Source organism: Streptomyces sp. NPDC101118 (assembly GCF_044759445.1).
Lineage (GTDB): Bacteria > Actinomycetota > Actinomycetes > Streptomycetales > Streptomycetaceae > Streptomyces.
This window is the reverse complement of record NZ_JBIVZG010000014.1, coordinates 52,997-73,468: the sequence shown is the minus strand read 5'-3', so window position 1 is coordinate 73,468 and position 20,472 is coordinate 52,997. Positions and strand designations below refer to the sequence as shown.

The window sequence follows — 20,472 nt, the reverse complement described above, 5'->3', positions numbered from 1 at the left end:
ATGCCGCTTTCCGTGTCCCTGAGCATCGCCGGCGACACCACCGTCATCGAGCTCAGCGGAGAACTGGACGCCAGCACCGCGCCTGACTTCCACCAGACCATCGAGAAGGCCGCGGGGCACGGCACCAACACCGTGGAGATCCGGATGGCCGGCGTCGGCTACATGGCCAGCGCCGGACTGCGCTCCCTGGTCTTCGCGCAGCAGAAGGTCGCGCCGAACGTCACGATCAAGGTGGTCGGCGCGATCGACCCGGTGGCCCGGACCATCAGGACCGCCGGTCTCCACCACAGCATCGTCCTCTCCGATGGGTGACGGGGTACGGCTGGCCCGGCGGGCCGCGGACCTGGAGGTGCCGGCCACCGTGGCGGCACTGGCGGACATCGCCGCCTTCGTCCGGGACCTGGCCCGCCGGGCCGGGCTCGGCAAGGGGGCCGCGTACCGGCTCCGGCTGGCGGTGGACGAACTGGCCACCAACGTGGTGACCCACGGCTACCGGGGCGGCGACGGGCGGATCACCGTCCGGGGCCGCGCCGGGGCCGGCCGGGTCCGGGTCGTCATCGAGGACACCGCACCGCCCTTCGACCCGGTCGCCGGGTGCCTGCCACCCGCGACCGGGGTCCCCCCGGAGCGGCGGCGGGTCGGCGGGCTCGGCATCCACCTCGCGCTGACCAGCGTCGACGAGTTCAGCTACGTACGCAGTGAGGGCCGCAACACCAGCACCCTGACGGTCCTCGCCGATGAGGCAGACGGGACGCGGCCATGCCCTCCACCACCGTGATCATCCTGGACGAGTACCCTCCACCGCCCCAGTCCCTGCTGGACGCCCTGGGCCGGATGGACGCGGCCTGCTCGGCCCTGACGCTGAGCCAGCTGCTGCACGGCCCCGTGGCCGGCCTGCCGGAGGCGGACGTGCTGCTGGCGCCCGCGCGGGTACCGGGGGAGGGGGTCCGCAGCGCGGTGCGCAGGCTCCGGCTGCGGGCCGGGGCGCCGACCGCGGTGGTGTGGACCGTGGACGACTTCGAGGACCTGGAGGCCCACGTACGGCTGGGCCACGACTACCTCGTACCGCCCTTCCTGCCGGCCCTGGTCGGCGCCCGGCTGCAGAGCTGCTCGGAACGCGCCGAACTCGGCCGCACCCTGCGGGAGGCCGACGCCAGGGCCGAACTCATGAGCTACGAGAAGGAACTGGAGATCGGCCGGGAGATCCAGGCGGGCTTCCTGCCGGAGGCACTGCCCGTCCCCGAGGGCTGGGAGATCGACGTGCGCTTCCGCCCCGCCCGGCAGGTCGCCGGCGACTTCTACGACGTCTTCGAGCTGGTCCACCGGCGCAGGCTCGCCCTGGTCGTCGCCGACGTGTGCGACAAGGGCGTGGGATCGGCCCTCTTCATGGCGCTGATCCGCTCCCTGCTGCGGCACACCGCCGAGAACAGCGGGCTCCAGCACCTGGTCGCCGCCGGCCGCTCCGGCGGGGCCATCCCGGTGGTCGGCGCCACCCCCCTGCTCAACGCGGTGACCGCCACCAACGGCTACCTCACCCGCAACCACCTGCGCCAGGGCTACTTCGCCACGCTCTTCTTCGCGGTGCTCGACCCGCTCACCGGCAGCCTCGTCTACATCAACGGCGGTCACAACCCACCGCTGCTGCTGCGCGGTGACGGGTCCGCGCCGGTCCCGCTGGAGCCCACCGGCCCGGCCGTCGGCGTCCTGCCCGACTGCAGCTACGCGCTCGGCCACACCCGGCTCGACCCCGGCGACACCCTCTTCGCCTACACCGACGGCGTGCCCGAGGCGCGCTGCCCGGACGGCAGCTTCCTGGGCGACGACCGCATGCTCGACCTGCTCTCGCAGCACACCGGGAGCGGCCGTGCCGTCCTGGACCGGATGGACCTGGCCGTGCGCGAGCACACCGGGGAGGCCGAACAGCACGACGACGTGACCATGCTGGCCCTGCACCGGCCACGTGCGGCGCGGGGGCCGCACGCGACGGGGAAGGCGGTGGCCTGATGGCCCGCACCATCGTGATGCACTCGCACCGGGGCGGCACCGGCAAGTCCACGGTGCTCGCCAACCTCGCCCTGCTCATCGCGGCCGAGGGCCGCCGGGTGGCCCTCGTCGACACGGACATCCAGTCGCCGACGCTCGACGTGCTCTTCCGGACCGGCCCCCGGGTCTTCTCGCTGACCGACTACCTGCTCGGCCGCTGCGAGATCGAGGCCGCGGCCCACCCCGTGGGTCCGCCGGGCCTGTGGCTCGTACCGGCCAGGACCACCACCGACTCGCTGCCCGAGATCATGGCCACCGGATACGACGTGGGGCTGCTGCCCGAGGCCTTCGGGCGGCTGATCGACCGCTACGCCCTGGACGTGCTGCTGCTCGACACGCACGCCGGGCTGAACAACGAGACCGTCACCGCGATGGCCAGCGCCGACGTGCTGGTGATCATGGCGAGGGCGGACCGGATCGACCTGTCGGGCGTCGAGGAGACCCTCGCCCTGGTCGGCCGGCTCGCCTGCCGGCGCACGCTGATCATGAGCATGGCGCCGGAGGGGATCGACCGCGAACTCGTACGGGACCGGGCCGAGCGCGTCTACGGCGCGCCCCTGGCCGGAATTCTTCCGTACGTGCCGGAAATGGCCGCGCTCTGCGGTGAACGCATATTCGCGGAAGCCCGTCCCGACCATCCCCTGGTCGATGAATTCCGGCACATCATCGCGGTGCTCGACGCACGTGACGAAGTATCGCGGGCCTGACCGCAGACCCTCGCGCGCCCCAGAACCGGCGTGTTGAATCGGCACCACTCCAGAAAGAGGAGAAAGAGTCATGAAGATTCTCGTCGTCATGACGGCCAAGGCCACGCTCCACCTCCTGGACGGGGAACTCCACCCCTCCGGATTCTGGGCCGAGGAATTCGTCGTTCCCCACCAGCTCTTCCGCGCCGCCGGCCACAGCGTCGACGTGGCGACGATCGGGGGCCGGGCCCCCACGGTCGACCAGACCAGCATCGACCCGAACTTCCTGAAGTGGGTGCGGCCCGAGGGCTCCGCGGACGACGACGCGGCCAACGCGGCCGAGTACGTCCGGGTCATCGGGAGCACCCCGCAGCTGAAGGCGCCGCTCGCCCTGGAGGACCTCGGCGAGAAGGACGTCGCCGGCTACGACGGGATCTACGTGAGCGGCGGCCACGGAGCCATCGGCGACCTGCCCAAGTCCGACGAGCTGGCGCAGATCCTGCGCTGGGCCATCGCCCAGGACAAGCCGCTGGCCACGGTCTGCCACGGCCACACCTCCCTGCTCGCCCTGCGCGACGGTGAGGGCCGCTGGCCCTTCGAGGGCTACCGGATGACGGCCTTCTCGCACAGCGAGGAGCTGGTCACCAACATGGCCGGCCGGCTGCCGTTCATCCTCGAGGCGGAACTCACCCGGCTCGGCGCCCGCTACGAGAAGGCCGACCTCATCTGGGACTCCCACGTGGTCGTGGACCGCAACCTGACCACGGGTCAGAACCCGTACTCCTCCAAGGCCCTGGCCGAGACGTTCTTACGGCAGCTCGGCAACTGAGGCCCGTGGGGGCCTCCCGAACCCCCCACCCACACCGGAAGGCAGCCATGACGAAGCTCGCGCTCAGCGACCAGCCCCTGGCGAACCCGGGGAAGCTGTTCATCGGCGGCGAATGGCGTGCGGCCCAGGACGGCCGCACGGAGCCCGACCTCAGCCCCGTCGACGGACAGGAGATCGTGCCGGTGGCCCAGGCCACCGCCGCGGACGCCGACGCCGCCGTGGCCGCCGCCCGGGCGGCCTACGAGGAAGGCCCCTGGAGCAGACTCTCCGCCCAGGAGCGCGCGCTGCGGCTCAACCGGGTCGGTGAGCTCATCGAGCGCGACCTGGAGGAGATCGCCCTGCTGGAGACCGTGGACATGGGCAAGCCGTTCGCGTTCTCCAGCACGGTCGACGCCCCCATGGCCGCCCAGCTGATGCACTACTACGCCGGCGCCGTCACCCGCGTCGACGGCTCCTCGCGCAACCCCGCGGGCGGCCAGCTCGCGTACACCCTGCGGGAACCCCTGGGCGTGGTCTGCGCGATCACCCCCTTCAACTTCCCGCTGCTGCTGTCGATGACGAAGATCGCCCCGGCGCTCGCGGCCGGCAACACGGTGGTGCACAAGCCCTCCCCGGCCACCCCGCTGACCGCGCTGAAGATCGCCGAGCTGTTCCAGGAGGCCGAGATCCCCGACGGGGTGCTCAACGTGGTCACCGGGCCCGGCGTCGAGCTGGGCGAGACCCTCACCGGCCACCCCGGCATCGACAAGATCGCCTTCACCGGCTCCACGGCCGTGGGACAGAGCATCATCCGCCGGTCCGCCGGCACCCTGAAGAAGGTCACGATGGAGCTCGGCGGCAAGTCCGCCAACATCGTCTTCGCCGACGCGGACCTCGACCTCGCCGAGGAACTGGCCTTCTTCGGCATCTACTACAACAAGGGCGAGATCTGCACGGCCGGCTCCCGGCTGCTGCTCCAGCGGCCCATTCACGACGAACTGGTCGAGCGCCTGGTCGCCCGGGCCGCCGCCCTCCGTCCCGGCGACCCCCGCGACCCGGCCACCCTCTTCGGGCCGCTGGCCCACCGGGGCCAGTTCGAGAAGGTCAGCTCGTACATCGAGACCGGCCAGAAGGAGGGCGCCACCCTCCGCACCGGGGGCACCGGCTGGATCCCCGAGGGCGCGTCCTCCGAGGGCCTGTACTTCCTCCCCACGGTCTTCACCGGGGTCGACAACTCCATGCGGATCGCGCAGGAGGAGATCTTCGGCCCGGTCCTGTCCGTCATCCCCTTCGACACGGAGGAGGACGCGGTACGGATCGCGAACGACAGCGCGTACGGGCTCGCCGCCGGCGTCCACACCCAGGACCTGCGCCGCGCCCACCGGGTCGCCTCGCAGATCAAGGCCGGCACCGTCTGGGTCAACTGCTACAACCAGTACGACCCGGCGGTGCCCTACGGCGGCTACAAGGCCTCCGGCTTCGGCCGCGAGTGCGGCCCCGAATCCCTCGAGAGCTACACCCAGACCAAGTCGGTCTGGATCGGCATGAGCTGAGGAGACATGGACACTGGCGTCATCGGCACCGGGCGGATCGGATCCACCCTCGCCCGCATCCTCGTCGCGGCGGGCCACCGCGTCGCCCTGGCCAACGCGAGCGGCCCGCGGTCGCTGGCCCCGCTCCTCGCGGAACTGGGCCCCGCCGCCACCGCGGGCACTCCGGCCGAGGTGGCCGGAGCGGCCGAACTCCTGGTGCTGATGGTGCCGTTCGACAGTGCGCGGGGCCTGCTCCCCGCCGCCGCGGTCCGCGGCAAGGTCCTGGTGGACGCCATGAACGCGTTCACCGGACCGGGCCGGCCCCGGGACCTGGGCGGCCGCGGCTCCAGCGAGTTCACCGCCGACTGGTACCCCGGCGCGCGGCTGGTGAAATCGCTCAACACCATGCACTTCGTCACGCTCGGCTCGGCCGGCACCACCGGAAAGCCCGAGGAGGAACGCCTCGCGCACTACGTCGCGGGCGACGACCCGGAGGCCAAGGAAATCGTGGCCGGAACCGTCAGGGGACTGGGATTCGCGGTCCTCGACACCGGCTCGCTGCACACCGGCGGAATCCTCCAGCAGCCCGGCGGTCCGCTTTTCAACCGGACGCTCACGGCGGAGCAGGCGCTCGCCGCAATCGGCGCGCGGTGACAGCGCACGCGGCCGGCGGAGCACGCGCGAAGAGGCGCACGCGCTCACGACGGCACGCGGTCAACGGAGCACAGCGAAGGGGCGTGGTCATGAATGTCGAACTGAACGTCAACGGCGTGCCGGAACGCTTCCCGGCCGAACCGAACGAGCTGCTCGTCGAGCGGCTGCGCGACGGACTCGGCCTCACCGGCACCAAGGTCGGCTGCGACACCGGCCAGTGCGGCACCTGCGTCGTCCGCCTCGACGGCAGGTCCGTCAAGAGCTGCCTCCTGCTGACCGTGCAGGCCGACGGCGGCGCGGTCACCACCATCGAGGGCGTCGCCGCCGGCGACGAGCTCACCGGCCTCCAGGAGGCCCTGCGCCAGGAGCACGGCACCCAGTGCGGCTTCTGCACGCCCGGCATGGTCATGTCCCTCGGCGAGCTGCTCGACGTCAGCCAGGACGGACCCGCGCCCACCGAGCCCGAGATCCGCGAGTGGCTCACGGGCAACCTGTGCCGCTGCACCGGCTACCACAGCGTGGTGCGCGGCGTGCAGCGCGCCTGCGCCGCCGCGGCCGCGGAGCCCGCGGCCGCCGCCTCCAGACCGGCCGCCACGACGGAGGGATGACCGATGACCACCGTGGTGGGGGACCACAACCGACCGCTCGGCGCGCCGCTCGACAGCCGCGAGGACCCGCAGCTGCTGCGCGGCCGGGCCACGTACGTCGCCGACATCGAACTGCCCCGCATGGCCCACATGGCCATCCTCGGCAGCGACCGCGCCCACGCGCGCATCCTGGGCATCGACACCAAGGCCGCCGAGCAGCTGCCCGGCGTCCTGAAGGTGGCCACGGCCGCCGACTTCCAGGACGTCATGCCGCTGCCCTGCATCTGGATACCCGGCGGGGTGGAGAGCCACTTCCCGCCCCACCCGTACGGACTGCCCGGCGCACGCCCCGTGCTCACCGGCGACACCGTCCGCCACGTCGGCGACGCCATCGCCGTCGTGGTCGCCGAGACCCCGAAGCAGGCACACGCCGCGCTGCGCGCCATCACCGTCGAGTACGAACCGCTGCCCGTGGTCACCCGAGCCGACCACGCCCTCGAAGAGGGCGCCCCGCAGCTCCACGAGGCCGTCCCCGGCAACCTCAACGCCTACTGGACCTGCGGCGACCGGGAGCGCACCGACCGCGCCATCGCCGAGGCCGAGGTCGTCGTGGAACTCGACCTCGTCAACCAGCGCACCATCAACAGCCCCATCGAGCCCCGCGGCGCCGTCGGCGAGTACGACGCGGCCACCGGCGAGTACACGCTGCACGCCTCCACCCAGGGCCCGCACAACCACCGCTTCCTGCTGTCCGCGCTGGTCCTCGGCATCCCGTTCAACAAGCTCCGGGTCGTCGCCCCCACCGTCGGCGGCAGCTTCGGCACCAAGGGCTACCTCTACCCGGACATGGCGCTCGTGCTGAAGCTCGCCAAGGCGCTGGGCCGCCCCGTCAAGTGGGTCGACACCCGCACCGGCCTGATGAACTCCACCGTCCAGGGCCGCGACCACCGCCAGCACGTCACCCTGGCCGGCACCCGCGACGGCCGGATCACCGCCGTGCGCTGCACCAGCTACGCCAACCTCGGCGCCTACCCGTCCACCATCGGACCCGGTGTGGCCACCGCCCTGATGGGCCGCTCCATCACCGGCATGTACGACGTCGACGCCGCCTTCTGCGAGGTGTACGCGGCCTTCACCAACACCGTGCCGCTCGGCGCCCAGCGCGGCAGCGGCCGCGCCGAGGCCGCCTTCCTCATGGAACGCCTGGTGGACCGCTACGCCGCCGAGATCGGCCAGGACCCCGCGGCCGTGCGGCGCAGGAACCTGGTCCCGGCGGAGAAGTTCCCGTACGACAACGGCCTCGGCTGGACCTACGACTCCGGCAGCTACCAGGAGAACTTCGACAAGGCCCTGGCCCTGGCCGGCTACGCCGACATGCCCGCCCGCAAGGCCGAGGCCCGCACCCGCGGCAGGCGGCTCGGCGTCGGCCTGGCCACGTACGTCGCCATCTGCGGGGTCGGCCCGTCCACCCGGATGTCCCAGGAGGGCATGCTGGGCGGCACCTGGGAGAGCGCCAACATCCGCGTCCACCCCACCGGCGAGGTCACCGTGACCGTCGGCTCGGCCTCCACCGGCCAGAGCCACGGCACCGTCTTCGCCCAGGTCGCCGCCGACGTGCTCGGCATCGACCCGGAGCTGGTCCAGGTGTACGAGGGCGACACGCTCAAGGCCCCCTACGGCCAGGGCACCTACGGCAGCCGTTCCTTCAGCATGGCCGGCCCCTCCGTCGCCCTCACCGCGGGCAAGGTCAAGGAGAAGATGCGCCGGGCCGGCGCCGCGCTGCTGCAACTCCCGGAGGACCAGGTCGTGTACGAGGACGGCCGCGTGTTCGAGCGGGCCAACCCCGAGAACGGCAAGGCCTTCGCCGACCTGGCCATGGCCTGCTGGTACGGCTGGAACCTCCCGCCGGAGATCGAGCCCGCCATCGACGAGACCACCCACTTCGACCCGCCGGACTTCAACTACCCCTTCGGCACCCACGTCGCGGTCGTCGAGGTCGACGAACTCACCGGCGAGACCGAGGTGGTGGCCTACACCGCCGTCGACGACGCCGGCAACATCGGCAACCCCAAGGTCGTCGCCGGCCAGATCGAGGGCAGCATCCTGCACGGCCTCGGCCAGGCCCTGATGGAGGCCGCCGTCTACGACGACGAGGGCGTCCTGGTCAGCAGCGACCTGCGCAGCTACGCCCTGCCGCGCGCCGCCGACGCGCCGTTCTTCGCCCTGGACAAGACCGTCACCCCCACGCCGCACAACGTCCTGGGGGCCAAGGGCGCCGGCGAGATCGCCACCGTGCCGCCCGCCGCCGCGGTCGTGAACGCCGTCGTCGACGCCCTGTCCGACCTCGGCGTCACCCACATCGACATGCCCCTCACGCCGGAGAAGGTCTGGCGCCGCCTGCGAGGAGAGGCCCAGTGATCCTCACCGAGTTCGACTACGCGCGCCCCGCGACGCTGCCCGAGGCGCTGGCGCTGCTCGGCTCGGCCGAGGGCGCGCGGGTGCTGGCCGGCGGCCAGAGCCTGCTCGCCGACCTGCGCACCGGGGACGCCGTCTTCCCCGACCGGGGGCCGCGGCTGCTCGTGGACGTCCGCCGGCTCGCCGAACTGCGCGGCATCCGCCGGACCGACGGCGGGGGCCTGCGGATCGGCGCCGCCACCACCCTGGCGGAACTCGCCGCCGACCGGCGGGTACGGGAGACCGCCCCCGCCCTGGCGGCCGCGGCCCGCGCCAACGGCGACCCGCAGGTGCGCAACCTCGGCACCGTCGGCGGCAACCTGGCCGCCGGCGGCCGGGCCACCGACCTGCCGGTCGCGGCGCTGGCGACCGACGCCCGGGTGCTGCTGGCCGGGCCCGGCGGGCGGCGGTCCGTACCGGCCGAGGAGTTCGCGCTGTCGGGCCCGCCCGCCGGGTCCGTGGTCACCGCGATCACCGTGCCGGCCGCACCCGCCACGGCCTTCGAGAAGACCGCCGACCGCGCCACCCGCTACCCGGTCTGCGCGGTCGCGGTGCGGCTCGGGCCCGACGGCCTCCGCGTCGCGGTCACCGGCGCCACCGCCCGGCCGGTCCGGCTGCGCGGCGTCGAGGACCGGCTGCGGGGCGGCGGCCTGGACACCGGGGCCGTGCTGGCCGCCTTCCGCGAGGAGCCGCCGGACCGGTTCGTGCCGGGCCGCGGGGTGTCCGCGGAGTACCTGGGGCACCTGGCGGGGGTGCTGACCGCCCGGGCCCTCGCCAGCGCGGGGGCCGTCCTGCGGGGCTAGCTCCGGCCCGCCCCCGCTCCGTTTCCCGGGTGTCCGCCCGGACCCGTTTCGTGGGGGCGCCGCCCCCACGCCTTCCCCCGGCCACCGCCGGGGGACCCCAGCTCCTCGAACGCCGGAGGGGCCGGGAGCAACCACAGTCGGGGGAGTAGCCGTGCTGAGCGAGACGTCCAAACGGCAGACCGGCGGTGCCCACCGGGCCCGCCGGGAGGCGCGGGCGGGCAACGGGTTCCGGGTGGTCGGGGCGGTCCTCGTGCTGCTCATGCTGTCCTCGTCCGTGCCCTCCGCGCTGTATGTGCTGTACCAGCAGAAGTGGGGGCTGTCCTCCGGCGCGGTCACCGTGGTCTTCGCCGTCTACGCGGTGACCGTGCTGGCCGGGCTGCTCGGCTTCGGCTCGCTCTCCGACACCCTGGGCAGACGGCCGGTGCTCGGCGCGGGGCTGGTGCTCGCCATCGTCTCCATGCTGCTGTTCGCCGGGGCCCAGGGCCTCGGCTGGCTGCTGGCCGCCCGCGCGGTGCAGGGCCTGGCGGTGGGGCTGGCCACCGGCGCGATGGGCGCCGCGCTGCTGGAGCTGGCCCCGCCCGCCCGGCCGGCCCTCGGGGCACAGGTCAACAGCGCCGGCCCCACCGTGGGCATCGGGCTCGGGGGGATCGGCGCGGGCCTGCTCGTCCAGTACGCCCCGGCCCCCACCGCCCTCAGCTACCTGCTGCTCGTCGGTGCCTTCGCCCTGACCCTGGCCGGGGTGGTCCGGATGCCGGAGAGCGCTCCGGGCGCGGGCGGCGGGATGCGGATCGTGCCGCACCGGATCCGGGTGCCGGCGGGCGTCCGCGGCCGGTTCGCCGTACTCGTCCTGACCATCGTCGCGGTCTGGTCGGTCGGCGGTTTCTACCTGTCCCTCGGGCCGCACCTCGCGCTCTCCCTGCTGGAGAGCACCGACTACCTGGTGGGCGGCGCGACCGTGGCGCTGCTCGCCGGGGCCGCCACCGCCGCGCAGCTGCTGCTCGGCGCCGTGGCCCCGCTGCGCACCGCGCTGCTCGGGCTGACGCTGATGGTCGCCGGCCTCGGCCTGGTGCTGCTGGCCCTCTCGCTGCGGTCGCCCGCCGTGTTCCTGGGCGCCACCGCCGTGCTGGGCAGCGGCTGGGGTGCCGCCTTCCTCGGCTCGTTCCGTGCGCTGAGCGCCCTGGCCGAGCCGGCCCACCGGGGCGAACTCACCGCCGCCGTCTACGTCTTCGCGTACCTCGCGATGAGCGTCCCGGCGGTGCTGGCCGGCCTGCTGACCAACATCCACGGACTGCACCGCACCTCGGTCGGCTTCATGGCCGCCGTGGCCGGGGTCTGCCTGGTCGCCCTCGCGGCGACCCTGCGCCTGGCCGCCCGGGTACGGCGCGAGGAGGCGACCGGATGAGCGACCTGCGCGCGACCCTGCGCTCCCTCGAACTCTTCGAGCGGCTGACCGAGGAGCAGCTCGACTGGCTGGTGTCGGTCTCCCGGCCGCGCACCCTCGCCGACGGCGAGGTGCTGTTCCACGACGGGGACCCCGACGCCGAGTTCCACGTCCTGCTCGCCGGCGGGCTGGTCGTCACCAAGGTGGTCGACGGCCGCGACGAGGTCCTCACCCGGCACTCCACCGAGGAGGAGGGCGCCGACGGGCACGACGGCAAGCCCTCCGCGGCCCACCGCTTCACCGGCGAGCTGCCGCTGCTCACCGAGGGCGGCTACGTCGCCACCGCGGCCGCCTCGGGACCGGCGACCAGCGTGGTCACGTATCCCCGGCAGGTCTTCTTCGAGATGCTGGGCCGCTGCCACGGTGTGGCGGCCGTGCTGCTGCCCGTCCTCGCCTGGCGGATCAAGTCCTCCGAGGTCCAGGCCCGCAAGCGGGCCACCGTGGAGGCCCTGGGCACCCTGGCCGCGGGCCTGGCCCACGAGCTGAACAACCCGGCCGCCGCGGTGGCCCGGGCCGCCCAGGAACTCGGGCCCGCCGTCGAGCGGCTCGTCCGCACCGCGCACAGCTGGGGCGCGGTCGCGGACGGTGCCGAGCGCGCGGTGCTCGACCGGCTCGCCGCCGGCCTCGACGCCCTCCCGCCGCCCGCCACCAGCGACCCGCTCGCCCAGGCCGACGCCGAGGAGGAGCTCGCGGACTGGGCCGAGGAGACCGGCGCGGAGGGTGCCGCGCTGCTCGCCGCGGGCATCGCCGACCTCGGCCTGGAACTGGGCTGGCTGCTGGAGCGGCTGGAGGGCGTCACCGAGCCGGCGCTGCCCGCCGCCCTGGACCACCTGGCCGCCCTCCTGGAGACCCGGGCGCTCACGGCAGAGCTGCGCGCGGCCGGCCCCCGGATCTCCCAGCTGGTCGCGGCCACCCGGGACTACGCCAACCTCGACCGGGCGCCGGAGCAGCGGTTCGCCGTCACCGACGGCCTGGAGAACACCCTCGTCGTGCTGCGGGCCAAGCTCACGGGTATCACCGTCGTCCGTGCGTACGAAGAGAACCTGCCCGAACTGACGGGCTATCCCAGCGAGCTCAACCAGGTGTGGACCAACCTCGTCGACAACGCCGCCGAGGCCATGGAGGGCTCCGGGACGCTCACGCTCCGCGTCCGCGCCGAGGGCGGCTGCATGGTCGTGGAGGTCGCCGACACCGGCCGGGGCATTCCCGAGGAGTCCCTGCCCCGGGTCTTCGAGCCCTTCTACACCACCAAGGACGTGGGCAAGGGCACCGGCCTGGGGCTCCACCTCTCGTACCGGATCGTCACCCAGCGCCACCGCGGCTCGCTCACCGCCCGGTCCGTGCCGGGCGACACCCGGATGACCGTACGCCTGCCCCTCGCACCGGGGCAGTCCGCCACCACCAGCCCGTCCAGAGGGAGTTGACATGCCCAAGTACGAGATCGAGAAGCTGCACCCGGTGTTCGTCCGGCAGATGGAGGCCCTGGCCGCCCTCGACATCGACGCCGTCATGAAGAACTACACGGACGACGCCGTGCTGCTGCGCTTCGAGGGCGTCTCCACCGGCATCGACGCCGTACGCGAGACGTTCACCGGCTATCTGACCCTGAAGCCCGCCCTGGTCGAACTCCAGGAGTACGTCGAGACCGACGACACCATCTTCTACCGCGCGATCATGAACCTCAACGGCGAGCCCGAGCACGCGTTCGGGACCCTCGTCGTCCGCGATGGCCGGATCTGGCGGCAGACGGCCGGCTTCGGAAGCTGAACCGGTTCCGGTGGGTAGGCGTGTGCGGGGAGGGGCCGGGAAACCCTCCCTCCCCGCACACCACGACAAACGAATCCAGGGATGGTCATGGAGCAGGAGACCAACCGCGTCGAGGCTTTCAGCGACGGCGTGTTCGCCATCGTCATCACGATCCTGGTGCTGGAGATCAAGGTGCCGGAGGAAGGCGGGCACGAACTCTGGCACGCCCTCTGGGAGCAGTGGCCGCATTACGCCGCGTACATCGTGAGCTTCCTCATCATCGGCGTCATGTGGGTCAACCACCACACGATCTTCAGTCACCTCAAGCGGGTCGACCGGCCGCTGCTCTACCTCAACCTGCTGGTCCTGATGGTCGTCTCGGTGATCCCGTGGACGACCTCGGTACTGGCCGAGAACCTGAACGACCCCGAATCGGACAACGCCGCGGCCATCCTCTACAGCGCGTGGACGGTCGTATACGCCCTGGCCTTCCTCGGCTTCTGGTGGTACGTGACGCGGGTGGGGCACCTGTTCCACGAAGCGGTGGACAAGGAGGGGGCCCGGGCCACCCGGATGCGGTTCGGTCTGGGCGCCGTGGCGTACCCCTTGACCGTCATCCTGTCCTTCTTCTCCGCTCCCGCCACACTGGTCGCACACGGGCTCATCGCCGTCTACTACGCGGCGAACCAGATCCCCGTTCCGCTCGTGGTGGGGGAAGAGCGGCTCGAAAGCGCCAGCGACCTCAGGAAGTAACCTCGGTGGCCTACGGGCGTTCGAAACGGTCAAGTAGGGTATTGGATCTAGAAGTTGGCGGGGGAGGCGCAGATGGCTCGCGGAGTCCTGCCGGAGGAATCCACGAAGGAGCTCTCCGAATTAATCGACGTACTGATTCCATTGTTCTTCGAATCATTACCCAGGCGGGACCAGCGGAACTGGGCCCGCGTCTATCTCAACGGTCTCGTATCCACCGAGGGTAAGAAGACCATCCGCAATATCGCGGGCGCGGGGGCCAGTTCCGTGGAACAGAGCCTCCAGCAGTTCATCAGCAAATCCCCGTGGGACTGGACCCCGGTACGCCGGTCCCTCGCCCAGCACCTCGAACGCACGGCGCAGCGGCCCCTGGCCTGGGTGGTCCGCCCCATGGTGATCGAGAAGGCGGGCGACCGGTCCGTCGGCGTCGGCCGGCAGTTCGTACCGCAGCTCGGACGCACGGCCAACTGCCAGCAGGCGGGCGGCATCTGGCTCGCCTCCAGCGAGGCCAGCTTCCCGGTCGAATGGACCCTCACCCTCCCGGGTCCCTGGACCAGCGAACTCCTGCGCAGGCGGCGCGCCGGCATCCCGGACACCGCCCGCTCCCTGACCCCCTCCCAGGACGCCGTGCACGCCGTCCAGCGGATGGCCGCCACCTGGCAGCTCCAGCGCCGCCCGGTGGTGATGGAGGTCGGCAACTCCGAACTCCCCGGCACCATCGACGCCCTGGGCGTCCAGGACATCCCCTTCGTCCTCAAGGTCGACGGCTCCCTGCCGGTGGCCTTCGGCGGCGCGGGCCGCCACAAACCGGGGTTCCACCTGGCCCCGGCCCGCGAGCTGATCGATTCCCTGCGCTCCCAGCGCCGGGTGGTCGAATGGACCAGGCACGGCCGTACCGAGGGCGCGGTGACCCTGCTGACCTCGGCGACGATCCTGGGCACCCACTGCGAGGAGCGCAGCGGCCCGCCCCACCCGCCGCTGCTGCTGATCGGGGCCTGGACCGAGGCGACCCTGCTGCCCAGCGAGTTCTGGATCACCAACATCGGGGACCGGCCGCTGGCCCAGCTCTTCCTGCTGGCCAAGCTGACCGACCGGGTCCAGCTCGACTTCGCCGAGGTCTGCGAACCCGTCGGCATCCGCGACTTCGAGGGCCGCTCCTTCCGTGGCTGGCACCACCACGCCACGCTCGCCAGCGTCGCCCACGCCGCGACGCTGCTGTCGGCCCGCCGCCGGAGCGAGAGCTCCTTACGGGCCGGCACCGGCACCCTCGACCCGGGGGCGTACGGGTCCCGGCGGACCGGACCGGTCCTGCCGCCCCGGCCCCTGATCCCCGGCCAGAGCGCCCGCCGCGCCTCCATCCGCTGACGGCCGCCGTGCTGGACATCGCATCGGAACTGCGCGCGTGGTGTGTGGCCCCGCGGGAGTTCGCGCTGGCCACCGTGGTCGCGGTCAGCGGCAGCGCGCCCCGCGGGCCCGGGTCGTCCCTGGCCGTCGACGAGCGGGGCACCGCCCTCGGGAGCGTCTCCGGGGGCTGCGTCGAGGGCGCCGTGCACGAGCTGTGCCTGGAGGCCATCCGTACCGGCACGCCCGGCGTGCACCGCTTCGGGTACAGCGACGACGACGCCTTCGCCGTGGGTCTGACCTGCGGGGGAGTGCTGGACGTGCTGGTCGCCCCGGTACGGACCGGGGACCCCGTGCGGCCGGTGCTCGGGTCGGTGCTGGAGACCGCCGCGCGGGGGGACCGGGCCGCGCTGGCCCGGGTGGTGGCCGGCCCGCCGGAGCGGCTGGGGCGGGCGCTGGCCGTGCGGGACGACGGCTCGTACGAGGGCGGGCTCGGCGGAGGTGCGGCACTCGACCGCGCCGCCGCCGGGCGGGCCCGTGCGCTGCTGCTGGCCGGGCGGACCGGCACCGCCGAGCTGGGCGGGGCCGGGGGCCTGTGCGGGGAGCCGCTCACGCTGCTGGTCGAGTCCGCCGCCGCTCCGCCCCGGATGCTGGTGTTCGGGGCCGTCGACTTCGCGGGCGCGCTGGCCCGGGCCGGGGCCTTCCTCGGGTACCGGGTGACCGTGTGCGACGCCCGGGCCGTGTTCGCGACGCCCGAGCGGTTCCCGGGCGCCGACGAGGTGGTCGTGGACTGGCCGCACCGGTACCTGGCCGCCGAGGCGGAGGCCGGCCGGCTGGATGCCCGTACCGCCGTCTGCGTGCTCACGCACGACGCCAAGTTCGACGTACCGCTGCTCGCCCTGGCCCTCCGGCTGCCGGTCGGCTACGTCGGCGCCATGGGCTCCCGGCGTACGCACGACCACCGGCTGGCCCGGCTGCGCGAGGAGGGGCTGCCGCCGGAGGCCCTCACCCGGCTGCGCTCGCCCATCGGACTGGACCTGGGCGGCCACACCGCGGAGGAGACCGCCCTGTCCGTGGCCGCGGAAATCGTCGCCCTCCGGCACGGCGCCCCGGGCACCCCGCTGACCGGCGCCACGGGCCCCGTACACCGCCGCCCCTCGCTCCCCACGAGCCCCGGGAGGACCATGGTCCCGTAGGAAACGACCAGGCGGCCCGGTATGTCCTGGACGATCGTCCCGGGAGTCGCAAGAGGCTGGACATGGGAGAATGAAGTACGTGCGTTTTGCCTCGGCTGCCGCCCTGTCGAGGTACCTCCGAACGACTGGGATGTCTGCACGTGCGTTTCCTCAATGACCTGAAGCCGCCGTACGACCTGACGTACGACGACGTATTCATGGTGCCGAGCCGCTCCGCGGTCGGCTCCCGCCAGGGCGTCGACCTCTCCTCGCCCGACGGCACCGGTACGACCATCCCGCTGGTGGTCGCCAACATGACCGCGATCGCGGGCCGCCGCATGGCGGAGACCGTCGCGCGCCGAGGTGGCCTCGTGGTCATCCCGCAGGACATCCCGATCGAGGTCGTCACCGACGTCATCTCCTGGGTCAAGACCCGGCACCTCGTGCTGGACACCCCGATCGTGCTGGCCCCCACCCAGACGGTGGCCGACGCGCTCTCCCTGCTGCCGAAGCGCGCCCACGGCGCCGGCGTGGTCGTCGACGAGAACCAGCGCCCCGTCGGCGTCGTCACCGAGCACGACCTGACCGGTGTCGACCGCTTCACCCAGCTCTCCGAGGTCATGTCGAAGGAGCTGCTGCTCATCGACGCGGACATCGACCCCCGCGAGGCCTTCAACCAGCTCGACGCCGGCCACCGCAAGCTGGCCCCGGCGGTCGACGCGGACGGGCGCCTCGTCGGCATCCTGACCCGCAAGGGCGCGCTGCGCGCGACCCTGTACACCCCGGCCACCGACGCCGGAGGCAAGCTGCGCATCGCCGCCGCCGTCGGCATCAACGGCGACTTCGTGGGCAAGGCCAAGCAGCTGCTCGACGCGGGCGTGGACACGCTCGTGATCGACACCGCGCACGGCCACCAGGAGTCGATGATCAACGCGATCAAGGCCGTCCGTGCGCTCGACCCGAAGGTCCCGATCGTGGCCGGCAACATCGTCGCCGCCGAGGGTGTCAAGGACCTCATCGACGCCGGCGCGGACATCATCAAGGTCGGTGTGGGCCCCGGCGCCATGTGCACCACCCGCATGATGACCGGTGTCGGCCGCCCGCAGTTCTCGGCCGTGCTGGAGTGCGCCGCCGAGGCGAAGAAGTACGGCAAGCACGTGTGGGCCGACGGCGGCGTCCGCCACCCGCGCGACGTGGCGATGGCCCTGGCCGCCGGTGCGTCGAACGTGATGATCGGCTCCTGGTTCGCCGGCACGTACGAGTCCCCGGGCGACCTCCAGCAGGCCGCCGACGGCCGCCTGTACAAGGAGTCCTTCGGCATGGCCTCCGCCCGCGCCGTGCGGAACCGCACCTCGGAGGAGTCCGCCTACGACCGCGCCCGCAAGGCGCTGTTCGAGGAGGGCATCTCCACCTCGCGCATGTTCCTCGACCCGGCCCGTCCGGGCGTCGAGGACCTGATCGACTCGATCATCGCGGGCGTCCGCTCCTCCTGCACCTACGCCGGTGCCGGCTCGCTGGCCGAGTTCGAGGAGAAGGCCGTCGTGGGCATCCAGTCCGCGGCCGGCTACGCCGAGGGCAAGCCGCTGCACGCCTCCTGGAGCTAGTCGCTCCCGAATGACGGACCCGTCGCCGGGGCCGGAACCGCACCACGCGGTCCCGGCCCCGGTGCGTTTGCCGGACCTTCTCCGTAGCGGGTGCGGGGCCGGGTGGCGGAGATGCGTACGGCGCTCGGGTGGTTGGCGGCGCATCGGGGGAGAGGGGCGGGCCCGGGCTGGTACCGGTCGGGTGTCCTCTGCCACCGCGCGACGAAGGGGCTGGTCCCATGCCGGGCACGCCGACGACGATCCGACGACGACTCCACCGGGTGTTCGCGGTGGCCGTGGGCGGGCTGCTCGCCGCCACCGCCACGGCCGCCCCGGCCCGAGCCGACGTGGGCGACCTGACGGAGTTCCCGGTCACCACCCCCGCGAGCGGGCCCGCCGGGATCACCGCGGGCCCGGACCGGGCGCTGTGGTTCACCGAGAGCGAAGCGAACCGGATCGGCAGGATCACGACCGGCGGCGTCGTCACCGACTTCCCGGTCCCGACCCCCTCCAGCTTCCCCTTCGAGATCACGGAGGGGCCCGACGGCGCCCTGTGGTTCACCCAGGGAGCGGCCGACCGGATCGGGCGCATCACCACCGACGGCGCGGTCTCCGAGGTCAGCCTCCCCGTGCCGGGCACCTTCCCGCTGGGCATCGCCCTCGGCCCCGACCGTGCCCTGTGGTTCACCGAGAACGGCACGAACAAGATCGGGCGGCTGGGGCGGGACGGCACGGTCACGGAGTACCCGGTACCCACCCCGGACAGTTTCCTCTACCGCATCGCCGCCGGGCCCGGGGGCCTGTGGTTCACGGAGCTGCTGGCCGGCAAGATCGGCCGCATCGACCTCCGCGGCAACATCACCGAGTTCCCGCTGCCCGCCGGCACCGACTTCCCGACCGACATCGCGGCCGGCCCCGGCGGCATGTGGTTCACCGCGGACGACGAGATCGGGCGGATCACCCCGCGGGGCGACGTCGACGTCTACCCGCTGGCGAACGCGTTCAGCGGTGCCGACAGCATCACCCGCGGCCCCGACGGCGCCATGTGGTTCACCGAGCAGTCGGGCCGGTACGGCCGGATCACCGCGACGGGCCGGATCACCGAGTACGAGGTGCCCGGCGGCGCGGACAAGGTGCCGTTCGGCATCGCGACCGGGCCGGACCGGAACATCTGGTTCACCGAGCTCTTCGGCAACGCCGTGGGCCGCGTCCGGGCGCTTCCGGGCCGGGGCCGGGTGGTAGTCGTGCCGCCCGCCGGCGCCCGTACGCCCCAGGAACCCGTCCGGGGCCGGCAGGCGCCGCCCCGGACCCCGGGGCAGGCCCTGCACCCGGTGCTGATGCAGCGCCTGCACCGGCGCTGATCACCCCGGGCGGCTCTCCCGGAGCCGTCCTGCCCCGGGAGCCGACCCGCCGGGGCCGGCCGGGGCAGGGCGTCCGGGGCGGCCCTCACGCCACGAAGCCCTCCTCCCGCAGTGCGCGGGCCACGGCGGCGCCCAGGCGGGCGTGGCCCGCGTCGTTCGGGTGGAGGCCGTCGGCCAGGTGCTCCGGGGCCAGCAGCGGCAGCCCCGGCAGGACCGCCAGGCGTCGGTCGCCGGCCAGGATGCGCTCCCGGGCCGCCCGCTCCATGGCGGCCCGCAGCTCGCCCAGGGTGGCGCCCAGCTTGTTCGGCACCCGCTCGGCGTCCGGCCGCAGCACGGGGGAGACCAGCAGCAGGGGGGTCTCGGGGTGGCCCTGCCGGACCAGGTCGAGGAAGGCCCGCGTGGTCTCGTACAGCAGCGGCGCCGAGAACGGCACCCGGGACCAGCAGTTGGTGCCGAAGGCGAGGGTCAGCAGGTCGGCGGGGAGGCCGGCCAGCTGCTCCGCGGTGGGGAGTTCGCCGCGCGCCGCCCCCGCGTAACCGAGGTTCACCGTGTCGAGGCCGAGGGCGCGGCCGGCCACCGCGGGCCAGCCGTGCGCGGGCCGGGTGGACCACCAGCCCTCCGTGATGGAGTCGCCGTGCACCACCCAGCGCGGGGCGTGCGGCGCCGGCCGGAGCTCCCCGCCGATGCCCCGCACCGCGAGGATCAGCGGAGACTGCGTTTCCGGGGGATGGATGGTGAACGGGCCCAGCCCCGTGGGGAGTTCTATCCGCACCACCGCCTCCGCGGCCGGCTCGGTGAACACCTCCAGCAGGGGCCCCTCCCGGTTCCACAGCGCGAAGCCGTGCGCGAGGTCCCGCAGCGAGTCGGTGGGCCCCGGCACGGTCGCCCGGTACCGGATCTCCACCGCCTGCGCCGCCGGCGCGGCGAACTCCAGCCGCACGCCGATGGGCAGGGTGGCCCGCTCGCCGGTGTCCCAGGGCAGCCGCGCCGCGTCGGCCGGGTCGGCCCGCACCGCCCGCCCGCCGTCCAGCCAGGCCACGCCGCGCAGGAAGGGGACAGGGTCCAGCCATGCGCTCACCGGTCGCCTCCGATCGTCGGGTTCGGGAAGTTCACGCCCACGCCGCCGTCCACCCCCAACGTCTGCCCCGTCGGGGACCCCGCCATGGGCGGGGGCGGCGAAATCCGGCGCCGTGGCGGTGCCGGAGCGGGCGCACCTTCCGTCAGATCTGACGAAGTGTCAAGTGTGGTCGCTGAGCGTTACCGCGCAGTGATCTTTCACTCGCATGCAACAAACACCCATCCTGGACAGATGTGCGCAATGATCGTGCGCCAATATGCAAGGATGGTGCATTACGGGCGGTTACCGGCTGCTCGTAGGCTCACTCGCTGTACGTGGAGTGGCGCGACCGCCTGCTCGGCGGTCCCCATGCTCCTGCCTGCCCAGGCACTGCCCTGCTCCGGACCGCCGCGGTCGATGCCTTTCCCGATCCGCGACGACAAGGAGTCCC

At 73.1% G+C, this 20,472-nt stretch carries 19 protein-coding genes; 18 read left to right on the top strand and 1 reads right to left on the bottom strand.

The window, feature by feature from the left end; genetic code table 11:
* The 18 genes from ACIQUQ_RS22395 to ACIQUQ_RS22310 all read left to right on the top strand — a co-directional run bounded on the left by ACIQUQ_RS22395 (position 1) and on the right by ACIQUQ_RS22310 (position 18,964).
* Entirely contained in the window at positions 1-312 is a 312-nt protein-coding gene (locus ACIQUQ_RS22395; protein ID WP_403665681.1) for an STAS domain-containing protein, read from the top strand.
* On the top strand, positions 305-778 hold the full coding sequence (locus ACIQUQ_RS22390; protein WP_403978497.1) for an ATP-binding protein: 474 nt from the start codon (positions 305-307) through the stop codon (positions 776-778). Before ACIQUQ_RS22395 ends, ACIQUQ_RS22390 begins: the two co-directional genes overlap by 8 nt.
* A complete protein-coding gene (locus ACIQUQ_RS22385; RefSeq protein WP_403978494.1) occupies positions 760-2,004 on the top strand; it encodes a PP2C family protein-serine/threonine phosphatase in 1,245 nt (414 codons plus the stop codon). Before ACIQUQ_RS22390 ends, ACIQUQ_RS22385 begins: the two co-directional genes overlap by 19 nt.
* A complete protein-coding gene (locus tag ACIQUQ_RS22380; RefSeq protein WP_403978491.1) occupies positions 2,004-2,750 on the top strand; it encodes a MinD/ParA family protein in 747 nt (248 codons plus the stop codon). The genes ACIQUQ_RS22385 and ACIQUQ_RS22380 overlap by 1 nt, the downstream gene beginning before the upstream one ends.
* Positions 2,751-2,820: 70 nt before the next feature.
* A complete protein-coding gene (locus ACIQUQ_RS22375) occupies positions 2,821-3,558 on the top strand; it encodes a type 1 glutamine amidotransferase domain-containing protein (protein ID WP_403978487.1) in 738 nt (245 codons plus the stop codon).
* 47 nt (positions 3,559-3,605) lie between these two features.
* The gene (locus ACIQUQ_RS22370) at positions 3,606-5,090 is read left to right on the top strand and encodes an aldehyde dehydrogenase family protein (protein WP_403978484.1); all 1,485 of its coding nucleotides are present in this window, start codon (positions 3,606-3,608) and stop codon (positions 5,088-5,090) included.
* A 6-nt stretch (positions 5,091-5,096) separates the two neighbouring features.
* Entirely contained in the window at positions 5,097-5,723 is a 627-nt protein-coding gene (locus ACIQUQ_RS22365) for an NADPH-dependent F420 reductase (RefSeq protein WP_403978481.1), read from the top strand.
* An 89-nt stretch (positions 5,724-5,812) separates the two neighbouring features.
* Positions 5,813-6,331 carry a (2Fe-2S)-binding protein gene (locus ACIQUQ_RS22360; RefSeq protein WP_403978479.1) on the top strand — a complete coding sequence of 173 codons (519 nt, stop codon included), beginning with the start codon at positions 5,813-5,815 and terminating at the stop codon, positions 6,329-6,331.
* A gap of 3 nt (positions 6,332-6,334) precedes the next feature.
* The gene (locus ACIQUQ_RS22355; RefSeq protein ID WP_403978477.1) at positions 6,335-8,728 is read left to right on the top strand and encodes a xanthine dehydrogenase family protein molybdopterin-binding subunit; all 2,394 of its coding nucleotides are present in this window, start codon (positions 6,335-6,337) and stop codon (positions 8,726-8,728) included.
* Entirely contained in the window at positions 8,725-9,567 is an 843-nt protein-coding gene (locus tag ACIQUQ_RS22350) for an FAD binding domain-containing protein (RefSeq protein ID WP_403978474.1), read from the top strand. The genes ACIQUQ_RS22355 and ACIQUQ_RS22350 overlap by 4 nt, the downstream gene beginning before the upstream one ends.
* A 151-nt stretch (positions 9,568-9,718) precedes the next feature.
* A complete protein-coding gene (locus ACIQUQ_RS22345; RefSeq protein ID WP_403978471.1) occupies positions 9,719-10,969 on the top strand; it encodes an MFS transporter in 1,251 nt (416 codons plus the stop codon).
* Positions 10,966-12,432: an ATP-binding protein gene (locus ACIQUQ_RS22340; protein ID WP_403978468.1), complete on the top strand. Its 1,467-nt coding sequence runs from the start codon at positions 10,966-10,968 to the stop codon at positions 12,430-12,432. Before ACIQUQ_RS22345 ends, ACIQUQ_RS22340 begins: the two co-directional genes overlap by 4 nt.
* A gap of 1 nt (position 12,433) precedes the next feature.
* Entirely contained in the window at positions 12,434-12,775 is a 342-nt protein-coding gene (locus ACIQUQ_RS22335; protein ID WP_403978465.1) for a nuclear transport factor 2 family protein, read from the top strand.
* An 87-nt stretch (positions 12,776-12,862) separates the two neighbouring features.
* On the top strand, positions 12,863-13,507 hold the full coding sequence (locus ACIQUQ_RS22330; protein ID WP_403978462.1) for a TMEM175 family protein: 645 nt from the start codon (positions 12,863-12,865) through the stop codon (positions 13,505-13,507).
* A 72-nt stretch (positions 13,508-13,579) separates the two neighbouring features.
* Complete coding sequence (locus ACIQUQ_RS22325; protein WP_403665654.1) at positions 13,580-14,869, top strand: IS701 family transposase; 1,290 nt, start codon at positions 13,580-13,582, stop codon at positions 14,867-14,869.
* An 8-nt stretch (positions 14,870-14,877) separates the two neighbouring features.
* On the top strand, positions 14,878-16,041 hold the full coding sequence (locus tag ACIQUQ_RS22320; protein ID WP_403978459.1) for an XdhC family protein: 1,164 nt from the start codon (positions 14,878-14,880) through the stop codon (positions 16,039-16,041).
* Positions 16,042-16,175: 134 nt separating this feature from the next.
* Positions 16,176-17,624 carry a GuaB1 family IMP dehydrogenase-related protein gene (locus ACIQUQ_RS22315; protein ID WP_403978840.1) on the top strand — a complete coding sequence of 483 codons (1,449 nt, stop codon included), beginning with the start codon at positions 16,176-16,178 and terminating at the stop codon, positions 17,622-17,624.
* Between the two features lie 218 nt (positions 17,625-17,842).
* Complete coding sequence (locus ACIQUQ_RS22310) at positions 17,843-18,964, top strand: hypothetical protein (RefSeq protein ID WP_403978456.1); 1,122 nt, start codon at positions 17,843-17,845, stop codon at positions 18,962-18,964.
* A gap of 85 nt (positions 18,965-19,049) precedes the next feature.
* On the opposite strand, the gene ACIQUQ_RS22305 is transcribed toward ACIQUQ_RS22310, so the two are convergent.
* Entirely contained in the window at positions 19,050-20,042 is a 993-nt protein-coding gene (locus ACIQUQ_RS22305; RefSeq protein ID WP_403978453.1) for a GDSL-type esterase/lipase family protein, read from the bottom strand.
* Positions 20,043-20,472: the final 430 nt, after the last annotated feature.

Bases quoted from the DNA above. Each gene is read 5' to 3' on its own strand.
- ACIQUQ_RS22395 (WP_403665681.1), top strand. From the start codon at position 1: ATGCCGCTTTCCGTGTCCCTGAGCATCGCCGGCGACACCACCGTCATC.
- ACIQUQ_RS22390 (WP_403978497.1), top strand. From the start codon at position 305: ATGGGTGACGGGGTACGGCTGGCCCGGCGGGCCGCGGACCTGGAGGTG.
- ACIQUQ_RS22385 (WP_403978494.1), top strand. From the start codon at position 760: ATGCCCTCCACCACCGTGATCATCCTGGACGAGTACCCTCCACCGCCC.
- ACIQUQ_RS22380 (WP_403978491.1), top strand. From the start codon at position 2,004: ATGGCCCGCACCATCGTGATGCACTCGCACCGGGGCGGCACCGGCAAG.
- ACIQUQ_RS22375 (WP_403978487.1), top strand. From the start codon at position 2,821: ATGAAGATTCTCGTCGTCATGACGGCCAAGGCCACGCTCCACCTCCTG.
- ACIQUQ_RS22370 (WP_403978484.1), top strand. From the start codon at position 3,606: ATGACGAAGCTCGCGCTCAGCGACCAGCCCCTGGCGAACCCGGGGAAG.
- ACIQUQ_RS22365 (WP_403978481.1), top strand. From the start codon at position 5,097: ATGGACACTGGCGTCATCGGCACCGGGCGGATCGGATCCACCCTCGCC.
- ACIQUQ_RS22360 (WP_403978479.1), top strand. From the start codon at position 5,813: ATGAATGTCGAACTGAACGTCAACGGCGTGCCGGAACGCTTCCCGGCC.
- ACIQUQ_RS22355 (WP_403978477.1), top strand. From the start codon at position 6,335: ATGACCACCGTGGTGGGGGACCACAACCGACCGCTCGGCGCGCCGCTC.
- ACIQUQ_RS22340 (WP_403978468.1), top strand. From the start codon at position 10,966: ATGAGCGACCTGCGCGCGACCCTGCGCTCCCTCGAACTCTTCGAGCGG.
- ACIQUQ_RS22335 (WP_403978465.1), top strand. From the start codon at position 12,434: ATGCCCAAGTACGAGATCGAGAAGCTGCACCCGGTGTTCGTCCGGCAG.
- ACIQUQ_RS22330 (WP_403978462.1), top strand. From the start codon at position 12,863: ATGGAGCAGGAGACCAACCGCGTCGAGGCTTTCAGCGACGGCGTGTTC.
- ACIQUQ_RS22325 (WP_403665654.1), top strand. From the start codon at position 13,580: ATGGCTCGCGGAGTCCTGCCGGAGGAATCCACGAAGGAGCTCTCCGAA.
- ACIQUQ_RS22310 (WP_403978456.1), top strand. From the start codon at position 17,843: ATGCCGGGCACGCCGACGACGATCCGACGACGACTCCACCGGGTGTTC.